This is a genomic window from Streptomyces sp. A18 (assembly GCF_059026065.1).
Window position 1 is genome coordinate 218,527 of the sequence record NZ_JBWLKL010000003.1, and the last position, 20,193, is coordinate 238,719.

A 20,193-nucleotide genomic window follows, 5' to 3' on the forward strand; every position below is an offset into this window, starting at 1 on the left:
GTGGTGGGGGACGACGCGCGACTGTCGCGTACACAACACCCGCATGGCGGGACGATGATGTCCGCGTGGACGGGCCTCCCGTACGCTGCGGGGCCATGAACGCAGAGCGAACCGGGCAACCGACCGGGCAACCAACCGGACGAACAAGGACCGCCGTGGTGACCGGCGCGGGATCCGGGATCGGCAGGTCCGTGGCGGTGGAACTGCTGCGGGCCGGATGGTCCGTGGCGCTCGCCGGGCGCCGTCCGGAGACGCTCGAGGAGACGGCTGCCATCGCCGCCGGAGTGTCGGAGGGCTCGGCCGTGCGGCCCGTCCCGCACGCCGAGGAGTCCACCGAGGCGAACGCCCCGGCCACGATCGACGCCCTCTGCGTGCGCACCGACGTCACCCGGCCCGAGGACGTGGCCGCGCTCTTCTCCGCCGTGCGCGACCGGTTCGGCCGTCTCGACCTCCTCTTCAACAACGCCGGCACGTTCGGCCCCGGCGGTGTCCCCGTCGACGAGATCGAGTACGAGGTGTGGCGGCACGTCGTCGACACGAACCTGGGCGGCGCCTTCCTGTGCGCGCAGGCGGCCTTCCGGCAGATGAAGGAGCAGGACCCGCAGGGCGGCCGGATCATCAACAACGGCTCCATCTCCGCGCAGGTCCCGCGTCCGCACTCCATCGCGTACACGGCGACGAAGCACGCGCTGACCGGCCTGACGAAGTCGCTCTCCCTCGACGGCCGCCCCTACCGGATCGCCTGCGGCCAGATCGACATCGGCAACGCGGCGACGGACATGACCGAGCGGATGCAGGCCGGGATCCTCCAGGCGAACGGGGAGTTGGCGCCCGAGCCGGTGATGGACGTGTCGGACGTGGCGCGGACCGTGCGGCACATGGCGGAGCTGCCGCTGGAGGCGAACGTGCAGTTCGCGACGGTGCTCGCGACGAACATGCCGTTCGTCGGGCGGGGTTAGCCCCCGCTCAGCACGGGCACCTCTCGTGGCCGACCGTGACCCCGCACTCACGGTCGGCCCACATCTTCACAAACGGAATAGAAAGCACCGCGCCAATTACGCGCATCACGCCCCGTATGCTCAGCGTGCCCTCCACGAGAACTCCACATTCAGAGCACACACGGAGCACACCTTGCGCATACGTTCCGCGGTCCCGGCCGTCCTCGCGGCCTCCGCCCTCTCGGCCTCGCTGCTTGCCGCGTCCCCCGCGACCGCGGCCACGGCGGCCCGCCACCAGAGCGGACTGCACCTCGGGTACATCCAGTTCGACAGTCCGGGCCGGGACTCCCGCTCCAACTCCTCGCTGAACGCGGAGTGGGTGAACATCCACAACAACTCCGGCTCGGCGGTGCAGCTCAAGGGTTACAAACTGAAGGACAACACCGGCTACACGTACACGTTCGGCAGCTACAAGATCGGCGCCGGCAAGACGGTCAAGGTCCGCACGGGCAAGGGCACCAACGCGTCCGGCGTCCGCTACTGGGGGCGCGGCTCGTACGTCTGGAACAACACCAGCGACAAGGCCCGCCTCATCAAGCCGAGCGGCTCGCTCAAGGACTCCTGCTCCTGGACGAACAGCAACCCCGGCTACAAGAACTGCCACTGACACCCCACCAGAACTGCCACTGACACCCACTTGCCACTGTGAGGGGGAAGGGGGGCAGGGCAGCCGCTCCGTGACGGCCGGCGGGGGCCCGCGCCGGGGAGCCGCGGGAATGACCGGGGCCGCGGAACGGTTGCCCTGCACATGACAGCAAACTCGGGCGTTCCTGAATCGATCGCCGTCGGTCGCCGCTTCGGCCCCGTGAGCTGGCCCTGATCCAGGCCGAGTCGGAGGAGGGGGAGGCCACCTCTCCCCCGGGTCGTCCGTGCCGGGTCGTCCGTGCCGGGCCGTCCGTGCCGGGCCGTTCATGCCGGGCCGTCCATGCCGGGCCGCTCACGCCGGGGCGCCCGCGCTCCAGCCGTACGCCCGGATCAGCCCATCGCGCCTGAACTCCGCACAGGCGTCACGGAGTTGCGCGGCCCGAAGCGGTTAGCGCACGGCGGCGCGCGCGACCGAGTCGTCCCGGCGCGCCCCGAGCGCGCGCCCCAGGGCACGCTCGCCGTGCCCGGTCCTGTAGTTGTCCGCGGTGTCGAAGAAGTTCACGCCGTGGGCGACGGCGCCCGGCCATACGCTTCCCCGCCGGGCCCCGACTGTCGTCTCCATGCCGACGGACGCCAGGAGCTGAAGCGCACGCGAAGGCAAGGCTCAATGCGGAGCCCGTTACTCAATGCGGAGCCCGTTACTCAATGAGGGACGCTCAGGCCTGGCCCGTCTCGAAGCGGGAGACCTTTCCGCCGTCGACGGTGAAGTGCCACTTCGTCCGCATCTCCCCCCACGTGTCGTTGCGGTACGTGACGACCAGCACGCGCCCGCCGTCCGACTCGTTCTCGATGTCCATGTGGCCGTGCGAGGAGAAGATCTCGCGGTCCGTCCACTCGGCGATGTCCCGGTCGGAACCGTCGTCGGACATGGTCGCGTCGGGCGTGAGGACGGCCTGGAACGCTGCCTGGTCGTGGGAATTCACGGCGGTGACGAAGGCCCGGACCGTGGGGTCGGCGAGCCGGTTTACCTGGATGCTCATGCACCCACGGTCACATCGGCCGCCTGGCCCCGCCACCGGACGGGGCACCCGCATGTCACCCGTACGGCCGACTGAACCGGGTACGGGGCGAGGCTCTGACGGACGGTGGGGGGACGCACAACCGTTCCCTCTCCCTTTTCCCGCCCGCTCACCACCCGCTCAACACCCGCTCGCCACCGCTCACCCAGGAGACAGCGCCATGACCCGTTCCTGCTTCGACCGCCGCGACCTGGGCCTGCTCCTGCTCCGCGTCACGACCGGCGGAGTCCTCGTCGCCCACGGCACCCAGAAGCTCTTCGGCTGGTTCGGCGGGCACGGCATCGAAGGCACCGGTGCCTTCATGGAGTCCATCGGCTTCGCGCCCGGCAAGGCGAACGCCGTCATCGCCGGGCTCGCCGAGGCGGGCGGCGGCGCGCTGCTCGCGCTCGGCCTCGCGACACCCGCCGCCGGTTCGGCGGCGGCGGGTGCCATGGCCGGGGCGACCGCCGTCCACGCCCCCAACGGCTTCTTCAGCCAGGGCGGCGGCTACGAGTACCCGGCGTTCCTCGGCCTGGTCTCCGCCGCCCTCGCCGTCACGGGCCCCGGCGCCTACTCCGTCGACAGCGCCCTCGGCCACTCGTTCAACCGGAACTGGATGGTGCCGGCCGCTCTGGCGGGCACGGCGGTCGGGGCGCTCGTATCGGTCGGCTCGCGGACGCGGAACGTACGCGACCAGCAGAGCGACGAAACGCCCGGGGAGTAGGTCACGACAGCCGGCCGCTGACGTCCGCCGCGTGACGCTCACCTTCGCCGGACTCCGCCTCGCCCACCTTGCCCGCCTTGCCCGCCTCGCCTGCCTCTTCCGCCTTGCCTGCCTCTTTCGCCTTGTCTGCCTTGCCTGCCTTGCCTGCCTTGCCCCTATCGTCCTGGACCATTCCACGGTGCGGAGTCATGGCAAGACCGTCCGGCTTCACGGTGACCAGCGCCTGCGGCTTCGGCTCGGGTGAGGTCAGCGCGAGGCGCGGCCAGAGCTGCCTGACCGTGGCGAGGATGATGAGGAGCTCGCTCCAGGCGAAGGCCTCGCCGACGCAGTTGCGGCGGCCCGCACCGAAGGCCAGGAACGCGCCGCGGGTGGCGGCGTCGGGGCGTCCGGACCAGCGATCGGGGTCGAAAAGCTGCGGCTCGGGGAAGACCGACGGGTCGTGCTGGTGGAGGTAGGGGCTGTAGATGACGTCCGCGCCCCGGGGGATGCTGTGCCCGCCGAGGGTGACATCGCGGGTCGCGGTCCGGGTGACCAGCCAGGCCGGGCCGTACATCCGCATGGTCTCCTGCAGGACGGCGCGGGTGTAGGTGAGTTGGTCGAGATCCTCGTACCGCACGGGACGGTCGCCGCACACCGTGTCGAGTTCTTCGAGCATGCGGGACGCGACCCCGGGGTTCTTCTCGATCTCGACCAACGCCCAGGCCAGGGTGGTGCTCGTGGTCTCGATCGCACCCGTGAGCAGGGTGATGGCCTCGTCCTGGAGCTGGCGTCGAGGCACCGGGCCGGTGTCCGGGTCGTGGGCCGTGAGCAGGGTGTCGAACAGCCCGGCGTCCGCCTCCGGCGCCGCGTGCGGGCACGCCGCTGCCGTCGGTGCGCCTTCGCCGAGCGCTGCGGCACGGTGGTCGATGGCCTGGTCGATGAGGTGACGCAGCCGCGCGACCCGCTCGGCGTGCGCGCGGTTGGCGGGCAGCGGGAGGCGGGTGACCCAGCCGGGCAGGATCGTCTGCCGGATGGTGCCCTGCATGATGGGCGGCATCAGGGCTATGAAGTCGCGCTGCAGGTGGGCGGGGAGGTCCGCCCCGAACAGGGCGGTGAGGAACGCGGCGAGGGTCAGCTCCGTCATGTCGGCGAGCGTGTCCCGGGGCGCTCCCTCCTCCCATCCGCCGACGATCTCCCGCACCTGCCCGATCATGGTGTCGCCACGGGTCGCGATGTGCGCCTTGTTGAACATCGGCTGCATGAGGCGGCGGTTCTTCATGTGCGTGTCGCCGTCGGCGACCGTGGCGAGCCCGTCGCCGAAGAACACCTTCAGGGCGTCGATGATCCGCCCGCCCTTCGCGTAGCTCTCGACGTCGGTGACCAGTACTTCCTTGGTCAGGGCCGGGTCGGTGACCACATACGCGGGGGTGCGCGCGAGCTGTATGCGCACCACCCGGCCGTGCTCGCGCAGCGAGTTCATGAACTCCAGCGGCTGCCGCTTCAGTTGAAGCCCGTGCCCGATGAGGGGGAGCGCGCCAGGAGCGAGGGGGGTGGGTGACATCCGCGTTGTTCTCCTTGTGGGGGGCCGATGGTGCCGGTGGAGCGCCAGTGGGGGATGGTGCCGGTGGAGCGCTCGATGCATGCCCCACGGACATGTGAACGAATCCGCTTGATCACGATCACTGCGTCACAGCTGCGGCAGCCGCACGGCAGACATTCCGCTTCCACGGCGTACGGGACGACCACGTCCGCGCGGCCTCGCCGTCGAGACGGCGATCGCCCACCCGGCGCCTCGATCACGTCGCCGCCTACCAGGAGGCCCCGGCCGTGGCTGCGGCCGTGGCTGCGGCACGCGGCCGAGGTGATCGACACGACCGGCACGCCGCCGGACGAAGTGGTACGGCGCATCGCACATCGCACATCGCACATCGCAGCGAAAGTCGCTGTGCCCGAGTCGAGTTGACGGGATAGCGTCCTCGCCCATGACCGAGACCACCGCCCCCAGCACCCCCGACGCTCCCGACGCCCCCGGCACCCCCGACGCCCAGAACCTGCCGCCCCGCCTCACCGGCCTCACCTTCCACGGCCCGCTCTCCGAGGCGCGGGCCGCACGCCTCGTCGAGCGTGTCGCGCCGGGCGCCCGCTCCGTCCTCGATCTCGGCTGCGGCTGGGGCGAGTTGCTGCTCCGCGTCCTGGAGGCCGCCCCGGACGCCACCGGCGTGGGGGTCGATCTGTCGGCGGAGGATCTGGCCAGGGGCCGCGCTGCCGCCAAGGAGAGGGGCCTTGCCGAGCGTGTCTCCTTCGTCGAGGAGTCGGCCACGGACACCACCCGCGGCCCGGCCGATCTCGTCCTGTGCCTGGGTTCGAGCCACGCCCTGAGCTCGACCGAACCGCCCGGCCACACCGAAGCGGCCCTGCGCGCACTGCGCGGCCTGGTCCGCCCCGGTGGACGCGTCGTGCTCGGCGAGGGCTTCTGGCAGCGCACGCCCACCCCCGCCGAACTCGCCGGGATGTGGCCGGGCGCCCACGCCGACGAACACCTCTTCCTCGGCGACCTCGTGGACGCGGCGATCGCCGCGGGCTTCCGCCCGCTGTGGGTGGAGACGGCGAGCGCGGAGGAGTGGGAGGAGTTCGAGTCCGGCTACCGCACGGACGTCGAGGAGTGGCTCGCCACGCACCCCGACCATCCACTCGCCGCCGAGACCCGCGAGAAGACGGACCGCCAGCGCACCACCTGGCTGCGGGGCTACCGTCAGGTGCTCGGTCTGGCCTATCTGACGTTGATGCCGGTGGCCTGAGCCTGAGGGCAGCGGCCGCCTACTGCCCCTCCCCTAGGTCCTGTCCGATTCCGGTGTCGAACCACGCCTGGGCCAGCGCGTCGAGCGTCGGCTCGGGCGGGGCGGGCAGTTCCCGCAGGTACCAGGGCAGGCTGCTGTAGACGTGGAGCAGGGTGTGGGCGAGGAGTTCACGCGGCTCGAAGGTGCGGCCGTAGGCCCGCATGAAACGGCCCAGGAGACCCGGCTCGGCGCGTGTGACGAAGAGGCCGACGCCCACGAAGTCGTACGCCCTGTCCCCGATCATGGCGGGCTCGAAGTCGAAGAGCCCGGTGAGCCGGAGCCGCCCCGCAGGGGCACTGGGGCCCACCATCAGGTGCTGTCGCATGAACTCGGTGTGCAGGACAACGCCCGGCGCGTCGGCACGCAACGGCACCGCGTCCAGGAAGCCGGGGATCTGCTCGGCCCAGCTCTCCGGCAGCCCGCGCTCCCGCTGCCGCCGGACGGCTCCGGCGCGCTGCCTGCCGAGGAAGTCACCCCAGTCGCCGGGCCCGAGCACATCGGTGAGCGGCCCGGGGTCCAGGGCGTGCAGCGCGGCGAGCGCCTCACCGGCCTCGGTGACGAGGCGCTCCCGGTCGGCGCGCGGGATGCCCGGCCAGGCGGCGGCGAGGTCTTCGCCGGACAGCCGGGACATGAGCACGTAGCGCCAGCCGTTCTCGTACGCCCCGGACGCGTGCACCCGCGGTGTGGGGACGGGCAGCCGCCCCTGAAGATGGCTCAACACCCGCTCCTCGACGAGGCCGTCGTCGGCAGCGGCACCCGGAAAGAGCTTCAGTACGAGGTCGTCGCCGATGGCGTAGACGGGCTGTGTCCCCTCCGCGAACCGGTCGAGCGGCGCACCGGCGAGGCCGAGCCTGCCGCAGAGGTCCTCGACCCCCGGCCGCATGACGGCCTCGTCGGAGACGACGTCCCATTGCTCTTCGGTGTCGACAGCGGGCAGCATGATCGGCACGGTAGGGGGCGGGTGGGTCGACGGCAACGCAATAGATGGACGCAAGCGATGACCGTGGCCGCCACCGCGACCGTCGCGCCCGACTCCTACTCCGACCCCGGCTCCTACTCCGACTCGGCTCCGGCTCCGGCTCCGCGATACCGACCGAAGTCTGCCGCCCATCGACTTTCGGCCGCTCCCCCGCGGCGCCCCGTCCGCCTAGCGTCGAGGACATGACCAGCGAAGAGAGCCTCGGCCCCGTCCCGCTCGGCAAGGACCGGACGACGGTGCTCGGATACCCGCGCGGTGACCTGCTGACCGTACTCATCGGCATGCCGCTCGTCGGCCTGCTGCTCGGCCTCGCCCTGCCGCCCCTGGCCCGGTGGCTGAGCCGGTCGCCGGTGCTGCCCTGGCGGGACGGCATCACGTTCGTCGGCTCGCTGGACAAGCCGTGGCAGACGGGGATCGCGATGGGTCTCGGCCTGGTGGCCGGGCTGCTCATCGCCGTCACGGAGATCGACGAGACCCTGAAGGTGACACTGACCGACCAGGAGCTGGCGGCCGGGCAGCACGACCGGACCCGGACCATCGGACGCGCCCGCGTCTCGGCGGTGTTCCTGGACGGCAAGGAACTGGTGGTCCTCGACGAGACGTCACGCCAGTTCACGCGAGGCGTCCACAAGACGGCGGCACCGGCCCTGGCCAAGGCGTTCCGCTCGCACGGCTACCCGTGGCAGGACACCGACCCGCACGCGTCCCTGTTTCACCGCTGGATCCCCGGGGCCCCCGGCCTGCCCGCCGAGGGGCACGCGGTCCTCGCGGCACGGAAGGCCGCGCTGAAGAGCGAGGCCAAGGAGGACGTCCGGGACCTCGCGGAGACGATGCAGGGTCTGGGGTACGTCGTACGGGACCAGGGCAAGGACCAGTACTGGCGTCCGCTGGCAGGGGAGGCCGGCGAAGGGGGCGGTGACGCTCGGACCTGAGCGCCACCGCCCCTCGGGAACCCTTGGGAACCCCTCGGGAACTCTCGGGGCCCTGCACGCAGCCCTGCGCGTCGCCGTCAGAAGACGAACGGCCCGGGAGCCGCGTCGCCGTCAGAAGACGAACGGCCCGGGAGCCTGCGCGGACGTGGCGTTGCAGGTCACGCTGATCCCGAGGACCACGACCTGCAGCGATTTGCCCTCCAGGCTGTCGCCTGTGGCGACGGTCCCGTCGAGCGGACCGGTGGACACCTCGCCGCCGGCGGGAATGGCCGGGTTGGAACTGCCGGTGAAGGTCGCGGTGTCCGAACCGTTCTTGGTGAGGGTGAGCGTCGAGTCGACCGAGTTGGCGGCGATGTCGATGGGGGCGGTGATCGCCGAAGTGGAGACGCTGATGGTGGCGGCGGTCCCGTCCTGGGTCGCCTTGAGCGTCGCCGTGCCCGAGCCGTAGGACCCGCAGTCGAACGAGATGGTCGCGGTCTCCGGGGTCACCGCGGTGGCGGCGGGTGCCATCACCATCGCACCCAGGGCGACCAGACCGACGCCCAACGCCGATCCGGCACCGAGCCTGCGGATGCCCAGTCTGCTGTGCCTGCGGATTGCGTAACTGCCGTGCCTCATGGGGGCCTGCCTTCAAGTGGGGGGATTGCGGGGGGGGGGAGGAGCGGAACCGGGACCTGACGACCTGACGACCAGTCAGTAACCCGGATCGCTGCTCATTGAGGCATGGAGCCCTTGAGGTGACAAGGCCCGCTCCCATGATTCTTGACATGCTACGGCCAATTTCAGCCGCCCCGACCGCGGCCTTCGGGGGCGGCCGATCCCCCGCGCCCCCGACTACACCCCGACCACACCCCGACCCCTCGCACGACCCCTCGCACGGCCCACGACAGGCCAGAATGGCGATCATGACGACGTCGCCCCACACCTTCCAGCCGGTCCTGGACCGCATCGCGGCCGAGATCGAGAAGACGCCGGTCCGCGGCAGGCCCGCCGACTACATCCCGGCGCTCGCCGCGTGCGACCCGCGCCGCTTCGGCATGGCCGTCGCGGAGCCGGACGGCACGGTGTACGGGGTGGGCGACTGGCGGCAGCCGTTCTCCGCGCAGTCCATCACCAAGGTCTTCACGCTCGCGCTCGACCTGGCGCGCGAGGGCGACGCCCTGTGGGAACACGTGGGCCGCGAGCCCTCCGGCAACCCCTTCAACTCGCTCGTGCAGTTGGAGTACGAGAACGGCATCCCGCGCAATCCCTTCATCAACGCGGGCGCGCTCGTCGTCACCGACCGCCTCCAGACCCAGACCGGTGACGCGGCGGAAGCCCTGATCGACTTCCTGCGCGCGGAGAGCGGCAACGACGGCCTCGCCATCAACGAGGCGGTCGCCGCGTCCGAGTCGGCCCACGGGGACCGCAACGCCGCGCTCGGCCACTTCATGGCGTCGTACGGAAACATCGACAACCCGGTACCGGTCCTCCTGAACCAGTACTTCCGCCAGTGCTCGGTCGAGGCATCCTGCGCCGACCTGGCCCTGGCCACCGGCTTCCTGGCCCGCCACGGCCTCCGCGCGGACGGCACCCGCCTGCTCACCAACAGCCAGTCCAAGCAGGTCAACGCGATCATGCTGACCTGCGGGACGTACGACGCGGCGGGCGACTTCGCATACCGCGTGGGCCTGCCCGGCAAGAGCGGCGTAGGCGGCGGCATCATCGCCGTGGTCCCCGGCCACTGCACGATCTGCGTCTGGAGCCCGGGGCTGGACGAGCGGGGCAACTCGGTGTCGGGGGTGACGGCACTCGACCGGTTCACGACGCTGACGGGGCTCTCGGTGTTCTGAGGCGCGGCAGTCCTGAGGCTCGGCAGTCCTGAGGCGTGGCAGTCCTGAGGCGTGGCGGGCCCAAGAGAGGGACTTGGCGGGAAAAGGGGCCCGGGAGGGAGAAGCGGCAGACGAGTCGGGCTGTACGCCGGGTTCTGTCGCCCGGTCGCCTCGCGGCGGCCGGGGAGACGGCCATCCATCTAGGGCCCGCATTGCTGCGGGCCTCGTGCGGTCTACCCGCGGACTCGGGCGGGCAGCCCTCGGTCATCCGCGCAGGGCCCTGTCTCCAGGGCCCCTCTTGACCTTGCTCCAGGTGGGGTTTACCTAGCCGCCTGAGTCACCTCAGGCGCTGGTGGTCTCTTACACCACCGTTTCACCCTTACCGGGGGCCGAAGCCTCCGGCGGTCTGTTTTCTGTGGCACTGTCCCGCGGGTCACCCCGGGTGGCCGTTAGCCACCACCTTGCCCTGTGGAGCCCGGACGTTCCTCGGGAAGAGCCCCTGGTGAGGGGAGCTTCACGCGGCCGTCCGCCCGGCTCGTCTGCCGTGCCGACCATGCTACCCGCCGTGGGCCGGAGCTCCCGCCCGGGTGGCGAGGAGGTCCAGCGACCTTCCGGGTCCCTGAACAGCGTCACGGAGGAGCCGACGACCGTCAGGGTTCGTCCGTCCGGCGGGTCCCGTCACGTCCTCGATTGACCTTGCCGCAGCGTCAACGTTTCTACTGGCCTCATGAAAGCGCTGAAAGCGCTGAACGGACTGCACGGACTGCACGAGCCGAGCGCGGCGAACGGGGTGGCGGGATGAGCGGGATGCGGATCGGGGAGCTCGCCGGCATCGTCGGCGTCACCACGCGGGCCATCAGGCACTATCACCACCTCGGGCTGCTGCCCGAGCCCGAGCGTCGGGCCAACGGCTATCGGGAGTACGGGCTGCGGCACGCCGTCGTACTCGCGCGCATCCGGCGGCTGACCGAGGTGGGACTCGGGCTCGCCGAAGTGCGGGACGTGCTCGCGGACGACGCGGGGCGTGAGCTCGCCGAGGTGCTCGCCGAGCTGGACGCGGACCTCGCCCGGCAGGAGGCCTCGATCCGCGGGCGGCGGGAGCGGCTGAGGGTCCTGCTGAGGGACGCGGAGCGCGGGCTGCTGTCCGCCGAGGGGCCCGTCTCGCCCGAACTGGGCGAGTTCTTCGCCGAGATGGCCCGTTCCACCGCCGACCGCGAAAGGCCCGAGTCCGCGATGGCCGCGAAGGACCGGGAGCTGCTCGCCCTGATCGACACGACCGCGCCCCGGGAGGACAGGGACAGGCTCCTGGCCGCCATGAGCCCGGCGCTGACGACACCGGGAGCGGTGGAGCGCGCGCACGAGGTGTACGCGCTGCTCGACGCGCTCGCGGACACCGACCTCGCCGATCCGCGCGCGGAGGCCGCCGTGGACAAGGCCGCCCACGCGCTCGCCGCCGCGCTGCCCGACTCGCTCCTGGAGGAGCTGGGCACGGAGGGAGTGCGGGCGGTGGCCGACGGGATCGGCCGTGGCGGCGACGACCGCTTCCTCCAGGCCTTCTTCGACGACTTCGCCCCCGCGCAGGCGGAGGCCGTACGCCGTGGGATGCGGCTGCTCATGGAGCGGGGCTCGCGGTGAAAGGACTCACAGGGAAGGAGATCGTGGGAAAGGGGATCTCGGTGAAGGGGCTTGTGCGGGGGCTCGCCTGGGTGGTCGTACCCATCGAACTCACCCTTGTCGTCTGCCTGTTGGCCGGGGCCTCGCTCCCCACGGGCGTACTCGTCGGCGTGGAGGCCGTCGCCCTCGCCCTGCTCGCCGTCGAGGGCGTGGCGCTCGCGGTCGTGTACCGGCGGGGCGGGCGCGCGGCGCTCCGGGACGTCGTGCCGGAGCCGGTGCGCAGAATCGTCGGGCACGAGCTGCGGGTGATGTGGAGTCTCGCGCTGTGGGTGGCCCGGCGGCGGCACGGCGTGCGGGAGGGGGATCTGGCAGCGTTCGGGCATGCCCGCGACCAGGCCGCGATGCTCTACGGCCTCGTCTTCGTGTGCGTCGTGGAGACCATCGGGATGGCCGTACTGCTGCGGAGCTGGCCCGCGGTCCATGCGGTGATGCTCGTCGTCGACGTGTACACCGTGATCCTGATGCTCGGCGTGCACGCCGCGTCCGTGACCCGGCCGCACGTGCTGTCCGCGGACTCGCTCCGGGTTCGCCACGGCGCCCACCATGACCTGCTGATACCGCTGGAGCTGATCTCCGCGGCACGCGGTGAGCGGCGCTTCACCCACGAAGCCGCCGACGGGGTGCTCGACATCCCCGTGGCCGCGCAGACCTCCCTCACGCTGGAGCTGACGGAGCCCGTCACGGCGGTCGGCTTCCTCGGCGGGCGCCGGCAGGTGACGACGGTACGGCTGCACTCCGACGAGCCGGAGAGCCTGCGGGCCGCCCTCACGCAGGCGATGGCTGCTCTCACGCAGGCGCGGCCCGCCCTCACGCAGGCGGGGGCTGCTCTCACGCAGGCGCCGGCTCCCCTCACGCAGGCGCGAACCGCACCTTCGCCGCCCCGGGGTTCGCCTGCGTGAGCCGCACCCGCAGCCGCTCCCCCAGTGGAAGCCCGCCGGTGCCGCCCTCGATGCGGGCCACGATCGCGGGGTCGGTCAACTGGACGGTTCCGACGTCCGGTTCACGCTCCTGCACGTCCACCACCACCGCGTCGAAGAGCTCGCCGACCCGGTCCTCGAGCAGCGCGGCCTCGATGATGTCCACGCACTCGCGCTCCACGGTGTTGCCGCGGCGCGTCCCGTCCGCCATCTCCTTGGGCAGCTCGGGCAGCGCGGCGAGCACCCACTCCGGCGGCTCGTCCCCGGCGACCGCCGCCAGGCACAGCTCGGCGGCGTAACGGTCGACGAGGCGGCGGAGCGGAGCCGTGCAGTGGGCGTAGGGAGCGGCGACTGCGGCGTGCGCGGTGAGGTCGGGGACCTCGCCGCCGCTGAACGAGGTGTAGCCGGCGCCGCGCAGCAGCGTGGTGCACTCCTGGAGGAACGCGGCGTGGTGGGGCAGGCGCGGGTCGAGGGAGCGGACGAGCTCGGCGTACGGGACGTGGTGCGGCCAGTCGACCTTCAGGGCCTTGGCGGTGCGCCGCAGCCGGCCGACGGCACCGTCCGGGGCGATGGGCAGGGTACGCAGGATCCCCGCGCCGGACTGGATCATCAGCTCGGCGGCGGCCATGCCGGTGAGGAGGGAGATCTGGGCGTTCCATCCGTCGGCGGGCAGCGGTGCGCGGAAGTCGAGTTCGTACGCGCCGCCCCGCTCGACGATCTCCTGCTCGGGCACGTTGAGGGAGATGCCTCCCCTCTCCACCTCCAGCTGCTCGCGGAGCCGCCCGATGTCAGCGAGCAGCGCGAGGGCCTCCTCGGCGGTGCCGCCGTCGATGGCCTGCTGCACGCCGTCGTAGTCGAGCTTCGCGCGACTGCGTACGAGGGCACGGCGTACGTCGGTGGAGACGGTGCGGCCTTCCGCGTCGAGATCGATGGTCCACAGGGCGGCGGGGCAGTCCTGCCCCGGCAGGAGACTGGCCGCGCCCTCGCTCAGCGAGGTGGGGTGCAGGGGCACTTTCCCGTCGGGGAAGTAGAGGGTGGTGACGCGCCGGTGGGCTTCGACGTCGAGCGGAGCGCCCGGCGTGACGTACGCGGCGACGTCGGCGATGGCGTACCGCACCCGGAATCCGCCGCCGTCCCGGCGGGACAGGTGCATCGCCTGGTCGAGGTCGACGGAGGTGGGCGGATCGATGGTGAAGAGGGGGATGTCGGTCGCGTCGTACGAGGGGAGCCGCGGAGCGGCGAGGGCGCGCCGGGCATCGGCGACGACGTCCGCGGGAAACTCCCCGGGGACGTCCAACTTCGTACGCAGCTCCCGCAGCGCGCCCCGTAGGGGAGCTTCGGCTGCGGCGGTCACACGGAGGTGGCGACGGGGCATGGGTCGAGCGTAGGCGGGGTGGAGCGGGGCGGCATGGTGAGGCGGGGTGGGGTGAGGGGCCGTTCTGGTGGGGGGCGAGGCCGACTGCGGACGCGTGCGGGTGGTGCGGGGCTGGTCCGTCTGTGGGTGCGGGCCGCGCCGGTATGTCCGTCCTCGCTATCGTCCGGTGGCCGCCCGGGTACTTCGGCGAGGGAGTGCCGCGAACCGTGCCCCGGGCAGACATACCGGCACGTCCCCTCGGGGGCACTGCCGACTGCGGCGAATCGCTGGTCGCTGCGGGGCACTCGGGATGGGGGTCCCCCTGCTCCTGAAGAGCTTGGGGGAGGGCGGGAAAGGCCTGTTCGGCCAGGTGGGACCGCGGGGCTGCTGCGGTGCAATCCGGCGGGTACTGCGCGAGACCGCGGCGCCGGTGGGAGCCCGGGGCGATTACCCTGGCGCGGGGCCGCATCCCCTCCCGTAACCCTCCGAAGGAGACCCATGCTCGTCCTCCTGCCGCCCTCCGAAGGCAAGGCGCCCTCCGGCCGCGGCGCCCCCCTGAAGCCGGAGTCGCTCTCCCTGCCGGCGCTCGCGGACGCGCGGCAGGCCGTGCTGGACGAGTTGGTCGAGCTCTGCTTGGCGGACGAGGAGAAGGCCCGTGAGGTGCTCGGTCTGAGCGAGGGACTGCGGGGCGAGGTCGCCAAGAACACCGGGCTGCGTACGGCGGGCGCGCGCCCCGCGGGGGAGATCTACACCGGCGTCCTGTACGACGCTCTGGACCTCGCCACCCTGGACGCCGCCGCCAAGCGCCGCGCGGCCCGCTCGCTGCTCGTCTTCTCCGGGCTGTGGGGCGCCGTCGGCATCACCGACCGCATCCCCTCCTACCGCTGCTCGATGGGCGTGAAGCTGCCCGGCCTCGGCGCACTCGGCGCCCACTGGCGTATGCCGATGGCCTCCGCGATGCCCGAGGCCGCGGGGGATGGACTCGTCCTCGACCTGCGTTCGTCCGCGTACACAGCCGCCTGGAAGCCGAAGGGCGACGTCGCGGACCGGACCGCGACGGTACGGGTGCTGCACGCCCAGATGGTCGACGGGGTCGAGAAGCGCTCCGTCGTCTCGCACTTCAACAAGGCCACGAAGGGACGCATCGTCCGCTCCCTGCTCGAGGGCGGCACCCAGCCGAAGGGCCCCGCCGAGCTGGTCGAGGCCCTGCGGGACCTCGGTCACGTGGTGGAGGCGCAGGCGCCCGGCAAGGCGGGCAAGGCGTGGGCCCTCGACGTCGTGGTGCGCGAGATCCACTGATCCCGTGCACATCGACACCTAACGTTGCAGCATGCGCAATGGGCTTTGCGCATGCTGCGCACGTCGGGGCAGGATGCTCCCATGACTTCCCCCTCCTCCGCGGCCTCTGCCTCCGCTTCCGTGCTCGACCTCGCGCCCGTCGTCCCCGTAGTCGTCGTGGACGACCTCGCCGACGCCGTGCCGCTGGCGCGCGCGCTGGTCGCGGGCGGGCTGCCCGCGATCGAGGTGACGCTGCGGACGCCCGCCGCGCTCGACGCGATCCGGGCCATCGCCGCTCAGGTGCCGGACGCGGTGGTCGGCGCGGGAACCGTCATCTCGCCCCGGAACGTCGCGGACTCCGTCGACGCCGGAGCCCGCTTCCTGGTCAGCCCGGGGTGGACCGACACCCTGCTGGCGGCCATGAAGGCGTCCGGGGTGCCGTTCCTGCCGGGTGTCTCGACGACGTCCGAGGTCGTGGCCCTGATCGAGCGCGGCGTGCACGAGATGAAGTTCTTCCCGGCGGAGGCCGCGGGCGGTACCGCCTACCTCAAGTCGCTCGGCGGCCCGCTGCCGCAGGCCCGCTTCTGCCCGACGGGCGGCATCGGCCTCGCCTCCGCTCCGTCGTACCTCGCCCTCAAGAACGTCGGCTGCGTGGGCGGCAGTTGGATGCTGCCCGCTGACGCGGTCTCGGCGAAGGACTGGGGCAGGATCGAGACCCTGGCTCGCGAGGCGGCTGCGCTGCGCTGATCCCTGCGGGTGCTCACCTGCGGGTACGTCGTGGTTGCCCGCGCAGTTCCCCGCGCCCCTCACAGGGCCGGGCCCTACCGCAGGTGCGACGTGTCGTTCAGGAGGCGTACCGATGCGTTGCCGTCCCCGTAATACGCCACCGCCGACACCGACGCCGCCGAGAGCTCCATACGGAACAGGGACTCCGGCGGGGCGCCCAAGGCCAGGCGGATCAGGGTCTTGATCGGCGTGACGTGCGTGACCAGGAGCACCGTGCGGCCCGCGTACTCGGCGGCCAGACGGTCACGCGTCGCCGCCACCCTGAGCGCCACCGCGGCGAACGACTCGCCGCCCGGCGGCGCGGCTTCCGGCGAGGCCAGCCAGGCGTTCAACTCCTCGGGGTGCCGCGAGCGCACCTCGCCGAAGGTGAGGCCCTCCCAGGAACCGAAGTCCGTCTCGCGCAGCCCCTCGTCGATGCGTACGTCGAGACCGAGGCGGGCTGCGACGGCCTGCGCGGTCTCCTGGCAGCGCTTCAGGGGCGAGGAGACGATCGCCTGGATCGTGCCGCGGGCGGCGAAAGCGGTCGCCGCCCGCTCGGCCTGCTCCCGGCCCACGTCGGAGAGAGAGGGGTCGGAGCCTCCACTGCCGGAGAAACGCTTCTGGGGCGTCAGCGCGGTCTCGCCGTGCCTCAGCAGCACGAAGGTCGCGGGGTCGCCGAGGTCGGCGGGCGCCGCCCAGCCGACCTGCGGGGTCTGCGCGGCCACGTTGCCCGCGGCGCGCGCGTCGGCCCCCGCCGCGCCCGCCAGCGCCGCCCGAGCCTTCGCCGCACCGGCGACCGCGTCGCCCGGCGGGCCGGAGCGTACGTCCGCGCCCGCCCGCGAGGCGCCCGCGTCAAGCTCCGCCGTCGAGTCCGACGGCGACCACTGTCCGCCCCGCTTGCCCGCGTCCATCGCCTCGTTGGCGAGCCGGTCCGCGTGCTTGTTCTTCTCGCGCGGGATCCACTCGTACGTCACCTGGGCCGGCGGGAAGACCTGCGCGGCCTCGGCGGCGAGCGGCTTCATGTCCGGGTGCTTGATCTTCCAGCGGCCCGACATCTGCTCGACGACCAGCTTGGAGTCCATGCGGACGTGGACCGATGCGGCCGGGTCGAGGTCGTGTGCCGCCTTCAGGCCGGCCACCAGACCCTTGTACTCGGCCACATTGTTCGTCGCGACGCCGATGTACTCCGCGGCCTCTCGCAACGTCTCCCCCGTGGCCGCGTCGATGACGACCGAGCCATAGCCCGCGGGCCCCGGGTTGCCCCGTGACCCGCCGTCGGCCTCAACGATGAACTCCCGCACGGCCACGGTCCCTTACAGACCCGACTCGGACGTACGGACCAGGATGCGGCGGCAGTTCTCGCACCGCAGGACCGTGTCCGGGGACGCCGCCTTCACCTCGTTCACCTCGGTGATGTTCAGCTCCAGGCGGCAGCCCTCGCAGCGTCGCTGGTAGAGCTTGGCCGCGCCGACGCCGCCCTGCTGGTCGCGGAGCTTGTCGTAGAGCTTGAGCAGGTCGGCCGGGACCGAACCCGCCACGACCTCGCGCTCCTTGGTGACCGTGGCGGCCTCGCCGTCGATCTCCTCGAAGGCCGCGTCACGGCGGGCCGTCGCGTCGTCGATCTTCGCCTGGACCGAGGAGACACGTTCCGCCAGCTCGGAGACCCGCTCCTGAGCGGACTCGCGGCGCTCCATGACCTCCAGGACAACGTCCTCCAGGTCGCCCTGGCGCTTGGCGAGCGAGGCGATCTCGCGCTGGAGGTTCTCCAGGTCCTTGGGGGACGTCACGGCACCGGAGTCGAGGCGCTGCTGGTCGCGGTTGGCGCGCTGGCGTACCTGGTCGACGTCCTGCTCCGCCTTGGTCTGCTCGCGGGCGCAGTCGCTCTCCTCGGTCGTCGAGGCGACGTGCAGGTCGCGCAGCTGCGCGATGTCCTTGTTCAGCGACTCGATCTCGGCGTGCTCGGGCAGGGACTTCTTCCGGTGCGCCAACTGCTGGAGGCGTACGTCGAGTGCCTGGACGTCGAGGAGTCGGATCTGGTCGGCGGGCGCGGCGTTCAGTTGGGGGCTCCTGTTGTGTCGGTATTCGAGGCCGCGTGGGCGGTCCAGGGGTCGGTGACCGTCTTGGAGACGTGGACGCGAAGTCCCCATCCGTGACGGTCGGAGATCTGATCGAGCTGCGCGGCGGCCAGCTCGCACCACGGCCACTCGGTGGCCCAGTGCGCGGCGTCGAGCAGCGCGAGCGGAGTCTGTGCGCGGGCCTCGGACACCGGGTGGTGGCGCAGGTCCGCGGTGAGGAAGGCGTCCACGCCTGACGCGCGTACGTCCTCGAAGAGGCTGTCGCCGGAGCCGCCGCTGACCGCGAGGGTGCGGATGAGCTGCTCGGGGTCGCCCGCGACGCGGATGCCCTGCGCGGTGGCGGGCAGCCGATCGGCCGCGCGGGCGGCGAGTTCGCGGAGCGTCAGGGGGTGTTCGAGCTCGCAGATCCGGCCGAGGCCGCGGCGGCCGTGGGTGTCCGCCGGATCCGGTACGAGGGGGCCGACGATCCGGAGGTCGAGCGCACCGGCGAGGGCGTCGGAGACGCCCGGGTCGGCGCGGTCCGCGTTCGTGTGCGCGACGTGCAGCGCGACGTCGTTCTTGATGAGGTCGTGGACGGCACGGCCCTTGAAGGTGGACGCCGCGACCGTCGTCGTGCCGCGCAGGTAGAGCGGGTGGTGCGTGATCAGGAGCTGGGCGCCGAGCTTCACCGCTTCGTCGACGATGTCCTGGACGGGGTCGACGGCGATCAGGACCCGGGAGATCTCCGCGTCGGGGTCGCCGCAGACGGTGCCGACCGCATCCCAGCTCTCGGCCAGTTCGGCGGGCCACAGGGCGTCGAGGGCGGCGATGACTTCAGACAGACGGGGCACGGGGAAAGGCTACCTTCCCGCTGCGCTCGGCATGTCGTACGTCACGCACCGCTACGGCCTGCTACTGAGCGCCCGGTAAGGGGCGCGGGGAACTGCGCGCTCAGCCGACGAAAAGCCGCAGAGGCGTCTGCCGAGCAACTGAGCAGACGTGTCTGCGGCCTTGCCCTGGTTGCTCGCGCGGTTCCCCGCGCCCCTCGCGGGGGCGCTACTTGGCGAGGAAGCCCCTGAGGTCCCCCAGGACCTCATTCGCCGCGGTCACACCAAGACCCAGGTACCAGGTCTCGTCCGGGACGTTCTTGGCCTGACCGGCCTTGACCGCGTCGAGCTTCTTCCACAGGGGGTTCTTCTCGGCCTCGGAGCGGCCCGTCTTCTTCGGGTCGCCGTAGACCCCCGTGAAGATCCAGTCCGCGTCGGCCTCGTCGATCTTCTCGGTGCTGATCTCCGTGGCGAGGTCGTTGATCTGCTGGTTCTTGGGACGGGGCAGGCCGGTGTCGTCGAGGATCGTGCCGATGAAGGACGCCTTGGCGTAGAGGCGGACGCGGTCCGGCATGTAGCGGAGCATCGTGATCGTCGGCTTGTCGTCGCCGAGGTCCCGGCCCAGGTTCCGCGCCTTCTCCTCGTACTCGGCGAGCTCCGTCTTCGCCTTCTCGGTCTTGTCGAGGGCGGCCGCGTTCAGGAGGTAGTTCTCCTTCCACGTGAAGCCGGGGCGGATGGAGAAGACGGTCGGGGCGATCTTTTCGAGCTGCGGGTAGAGCTTGGCGGCGCGCAGTTCGCTGCCGAGGATCAGGTCGGGCTTGAGGCCCGCGATCGCCTCCAGGTTGAGGGCGTTGATCGTGCCTACGTCCTTGGGGCTGCCCGCGTCCTTCTTCAGGTAGCCGGGGATGCCGTCGTCGCCCTCGGTGGGGGCGTAGCCGACGGGCTTGACGCCGAGCGAGACGACGTTGTCGAGCTCGCCGACGTCCAGGACCACGACCCGCTTGGGCTGCGCCTTCAGCTCGGTCGTGCCGCGGGCGTGCGTGATGGTGCGCGGGAACTCGCCGGCCTTGGCCTTGGTGCCCATCTTCGCGGTCTGCTCCGCGGCCTTGGAGAAGTCGTCGCCGCCCTGGGCGACGGCCTTGCTGCCGCTGCCGTCGTCGGACTTCCCGGAGCCGTCGCCGCCGGAGCCGCAGGCCGCGAGGGAGAGCGCGCCGGCCATGGCGAGGGCGAGGGCGGCGGTGGCGCGGTTGCGGCGGGGTCGTACGGACCGTACTGACGCGGACATCGGTGCTCCATGCTCCAGGGGATGTGCCGCCGCCGCTTCCGCGGGCCCGCAGCCACTTAGGTTCGCCTTACTTTAAGCGCGCTCTCCCCACCCAGCACAACCACCCCCACCCCCTCAGGCGAATCGATACTTCGCC

Annotated in this window: 19 protein-coding genes, 1 other RNA gene and 1 pseudogene; 10 read left to right on the top strand and 11 right to left on the bottom strand. The window is 71.8% G+C overall.

The features are described 5' to 3' along the window. The first annotated feature begins 95 nt into the window (after positions 1–95). Positions 96–959 (top strand): SDR family oxidoreductase, encoded by an 864-nt coding sequence (locus AC5P1C_RS06630; RefSeq protein WP_493864711.1) that lies wholly within the window; start codon positions 96–98, stop codon positions 957–959. A 172-nt stretch (positions 960–1,131) separates the two neighbouring features. After that, positions 1,132–1,605 (top strand): lamin tail domain-containing protein, encoded by a 474-nt coding sequence (locus tag AC5P1C_RS06635; protein WP_493864712.1) that lies wholly within the window; start codon positions 1,132–1,134, stop codon positions 1,603–1,605. A 333-nt stretch (positions 1,606–1,938) separates the two neighbouring features. Here AC5P1C_RS06635 and AC5P1C_RS06640 read toward each other — a convergent pair. Then, positions 1,939–2,148 (bottom strand): annotated as a pseudogene (locus tag AC5P1C_RS06640) (aldo/keto reductase); the annotation flags it as partial. A 151-nt stretch (positions 2,149–2,299) separates the two neighbouring features. Continuing rightward, on the bottom strand, positions 2,300–2,623 hold the full coding sequence (locus tag AC5P1C_RS06645; protein ID WP_493864713.1) for a nuclear transport factor 2-like protein: 324 nt from the start codon (positions 2,621–2,623) through the stop codon (positions 2,300–2,302). A 199-nt stretch (positions 2,624–2,822) separates the two neighbouring features. Here AC5P1C_RS06645 and AC5P1C_RS06650 point away from each other — a divergent pair, with 199 nt between their 5' ends. Continuing rightward, the gene (locus tag AC5P1C_RS06650; protein WP_493864714.1) at positions 2,823–3,365 is read left to right on the top strand and encodes a DoxX family protein; all 543 of its coding nucleotides are present in this window, start codon (positions 2,823–2,825) and stop codon (positions 3,363–3,365) included. A 1-nt stretch (position 3,366) separates the two neighbouring features. Here the strand turns inward: AC5P1C_RS06650 and AC5P1C_RS06655 are convergent, their stop codons facing one another. Next, positions 3,367–4,905: a cytochrome P450 gene (locus AC5P1C_RS06655; protein WP_493864715.1), complete on the bottom strand. Its 1,539-nt coding sequence runs from the start codon at positions 4,903–4,905 to the stop codon at positions 3,367–3,369. Positions 4,906–5,326: 421 nt separating this feature from the next. On the opposite strand from AC5P1C_RS06655, the gene AC5P1C_RS06660 reads away from it, so the two are divergent. Further along, positions 5,327–6,142 (top strand): SAM-dependent methyltransferase, encoded by an 816-nt coding sequence (locus AC5P1C_RS06660; protein WP_493864716.1) that lies wholly within the window; start codon positions 5,327–5,329, stop codon positions 6,140–6,142. A 19-nt stretch (positions 6,143–6,161) separates the two neighbouring features. Here AC5P1C_RS06660 and AC5P1C_RS06665 read toward each other — a convergent pair whose 3' ends face one another. Next, positions 6,162–7,121, bottom strand: a complete 960-nt coding sequence (locus tag AC5P1C_RS06665; RefSeq protein ID WP_493864717.1) for a phosphotransferase family protein — start codon at positions 7,119–7,121, stop codon at positions 6,162–6,164. A 221-nt stretch (positions 7,122–7,342) separates the two neighbouring features. Here AC5P1C_RS06665 and AC5P1C_RS06670 point away from each other — a divergent pair, with 221 nt between their 5' ends. After that, positions 7,343–8,092 carry a DUF883 C-terminal domain-containing protein gene (locus AC5P1C_RS06670; protein WP_493864718.1) on the top strand — a complete coding sequence of 250 codons (750 nt, stop codon included), beginning with the start codon at positions 7,343–7,345 and terminating at the stop codon, positions 8,090–8,092. 111 nt (positions 8,093–8,203) lie between these two features. On the opposite strand, the gene AC5P1C_RS06675 is transcribed toward AC5P1C_RS06670, so the two are convergent. Next, the gene (locus tag AC5P1C_RS06675) at positions 8,204–8,710 is read right to left on the bottom strand and encodes a hypothetical protein (RefSeq protein WP_493864719.1); all 507 of its coding nucleotides are present in this window, start codon (positions 8,708–8,710) and stop codon (positions 8,204–8,206) included. A gap of 278 nt (positions 8,711–8,988) precedes the next feature. Here AC5P1C_RS06675 and AC5P1C_RS06680 point away from each other — a divergent pair, with 278 nt between their 5' ends. Further along, positions 8,989–9,924, top strand: a complete 936-nt coding sequence (locus tag AC5P1C_RS06680) for a glutaminase (RefSeq protein ID WP_493864720.1) — start codon at positions 8,989–8,991, stop codon at positions 9,922–9,924. 107 nt (positions 9,925–10,031) lie between these two features. Here AC5P1C_RS06680 and rnpB read toward each other — a convergent pair. Beyond that, an RNA gene (gene rnpB / locus AC5P1C_RS06685) (RNase P RNA component class A) lies at positions 10,032–10,441 on the bottom strand. 269 nt (positions 10,442–10,710) lie between these two features. On the opposite strand from rnpB, the gene AC5P1C_RS06690 reads away from it, so the two are divergent. Both AC5P1C_RS06690 and AC5P1C_RS06695 read left to right on the top strand, forming a co-directional pair. Further along, on the top strand, positions 10,711–11,538 hold the full coding sequence (locus tag AC5P1C_RS06690; RefSeq protein WP_493864968.1) for a MerR family transcriptional regulator: 828 nt from the start codon (positions 10,711–10,713) through the stop codon (positions 11,536–11,538). 23 nt (positions 11,539–11,561) lie between these two features. Continuing rightward, positions 11,562–12,476 carry a hypothetical protein gene (locus AC5P1C_RS06695; protein ID WP_493864721.1) on the top strand — a complete coding sequence of 305 codons (915 nt, stop codon included), beginning with the start codon at positions 11,562–11,564 and terminating at the stop codon, positions 12,474–12,476. Here the strand turns inward: AC5P1C_RS06695 and AC5P1C_RS06700 are convergent. Further along, a complete protein-coding gene (locus AC5P1C_RS06700; protein ID WP_493864722.1) occupies positions 12,427–13,869 on the bottom strand; it encodes an RNB domain-containing ribonuclease in 1,443 nt (480 codons plus the stop codon). The genes AC5P1C_RS06695 and AC5P1C_RS06700 overlap by 50 nt on opposite strands. Before the next feature lie 477 nt (positions 13,870–14,346). On the opposite strand from AC5P1C_RS06700, the gene yaaA reads away from it, so the two are divergent. Together yaaA and eda are read left to right on the top strand one after the other, a co-directional pair. Further along, a complete protein-coding gene (gene yaaA, locus AC5P1C_RS06705; protein WP_493864723.1) occupies positions 14,347–15,147 on the top strand; it encodes a peroxide stress protein YaaA in 801 nt (266 codons plus the stop codon). Positions 15,148–15,228: 81 nt separating this feature from the next. Beyond that, positions 15,229–15,873: a bifunctional 4-hydroxy-2-oxoglutarate aldolase/2-dehydro-3-deoxy-phosphogluconate aldolase gene (eda, locus tag AC5P1C_RS06710; protein ID WP_493864724.1), complete on the top strand. Its 645-nt coding sequence runs from the start codon at positions 15,229–15,231 to the stop codon at positions 15,871–15,873. A 74-nt stretch (positions 15,874–15,947) separates the two neighbouring features. On the opposite strand, the gene AC5P1C_RS06715 is transcribed toward eda, so the two are convergent. The 4 genes from AC5P1C_RS06715 to AC5P1C_RS06730 all read right to left on the bottom strand — a co-directional run bounded on the left by AC5P1C_RS06715 (position 15,948) and on the right by AC5P1C_RS06730 (position 20,057). Continuing rightward, complete coding sequence (locus tag AC5P1C_RS06715) at positions 15,948–17,192, bottom strand: bifunctional RNase H/acid phosphatase (protein ID WP_493864725.1); 1,245 nt, start codon at positions 17,190–17,192, stop codon at positions 15,948–15,950. Positions 17,193–17,204: 12 nt separating this feature from the next. Continuing rightward, positions 17,205–17,948 (bottom strand): zinc ribbon domain-containing protein, encoded by a 744-nt coding sequence (locus AC5P1C_RS06720; protein ID WP_493864969.1) that lies wholly within the window; start codon positions 17,946–17,948, stop codon positions 17,205–17,207. Continuing rightward, on the bottom strand, positions 17,945–18,796 hold the full coding sequence (locus AC5P1C_RS06725; RefSeq protein ID WP_493864726.1) for a Nif3-like dinuclear metal center hexameric protein: 852 nt from the start codon (positions 18,794–18,796) through the stop codon (positions 17,945–17,947). Before AC5P1C_RS06725 ends, AC5P1C_RS06720 begins: the two co-directional genes overlap by 4 nt. 205 nt (positions 18,797–19,001) lie before the next feature. Further along, positions 19,002–20,057, bottom strand: a complete 1,056-nt coding sequence (locus AC5P1C_RS06730) for an ABC transporter substrate-binding protein (RefSeq protein WP_493864727.1) — start codon at positions 20,055–20,057, stop codon at positions 19,002–19,004. Positions 20,058–20,193: the final 136 nt, after the last annotated feature.

Bases quoted from the DNA above. Each gene is read 5' to 3' on its own strand.
- AC5P1C_RS06630 (WP_493864711.1), top strand. From the start codon at position 96: ATGAACGCAGAGCGAACCGGGCAACCGACCGGGCAACCAACCGGACGA.
- AC5P1C_RS06645 (WP_493864713.1), bottom strand. From the start codon at position 2,623: ATGAGCATCCAGGTAAACCGGCTCGCCGACCCCACGGTCCGGGCCTTC.
- AC5P1C_RS06650 (WP_493864714.1), top strand. From the start codon at position 2,823: ATGACCCGTTCCTGCTTCGACCGCCGCGACCTGGGCCTGCTCCTGCTC.
- AC5P1C_RS06655 (WP_493864715.1), bottom strand. From the start codon at position 4,905: ATGTCACCCACCCCCCTCGCTCCTGGCGCGCTCCCCCTCATCGGGCAC.
- AC5P1C_RS06660 (WP_493864716.1), top strand. From the start codon at position 5,327: ATGACCGAGACCACCGCCCCCAGCACCCCCGACGCTCCCGACGCCCCC.
- AC5P1C_RS06665 (WP_493864717.1), bottom strand. From the start codon at position 7,121: ATGCTGCCCGCTGTCGACACCGAAGAGCAATGGGACGTCGTCTCCGAC.
- AC5P1C_RS06670 (WP_493864718.1), top strand. From the start codon at position 7,343: ATGACCAGCGAAGAGAGCCTCGGCCCCGTCCCGCTCGGCAAGGACCGG.
- AC5P1C_RS06675 (WP_493864719.1), bottom strand. From the start codon at position 8,710: ATGAGGCACGGCAGTTACGCAATCCGCAGGCACAGCAGACTGGGCATC.
- AC5P1C_RS06680 (WP_493864720.1), top strand. From the start codon at position 8,989: ATGGCGATCATGACGACGTCGCCCCACACCTTCCAGCCGGTCCTGGAC.
- AC5P1C_RS06690 (WP_493864968.1), top strand. From the start codon at position 10,711: ATGCGGATCGGGGAGCTCGCCGGCATCGTCGGCGTCACCACGCGGGCC.
- AC5P1C_RS06700 (WP_493864722.1), bottom strand. From the start codon at position 13,869: ATGCCCCGTCGCCACCTCCGTGTGACCGCCGCAGCCGAAGCTCCCCTA.
- yaaA (WP_493864723.1), top strand. From the start codon at position 14,347: ATGCTCGTCCTCCTGCCGCCCTCCGAAGGCAAGGCGCCCTCCGGCCGC.
- eda (WP_493864724.1), top strand. From the start codon at position 15,229: ATGACTTCCCCCTCCTCCGCGGCCTCTGCCTCCGCTTCCGTGCTCGAC.
- AC5P1C_RS06730 (WP_493864727.1), bottom strand. From the start codon at position 20,057: ATGTCCGCGTCAGTACGGTCCGTACGACCCCGCCGCAACCGCGCCACC.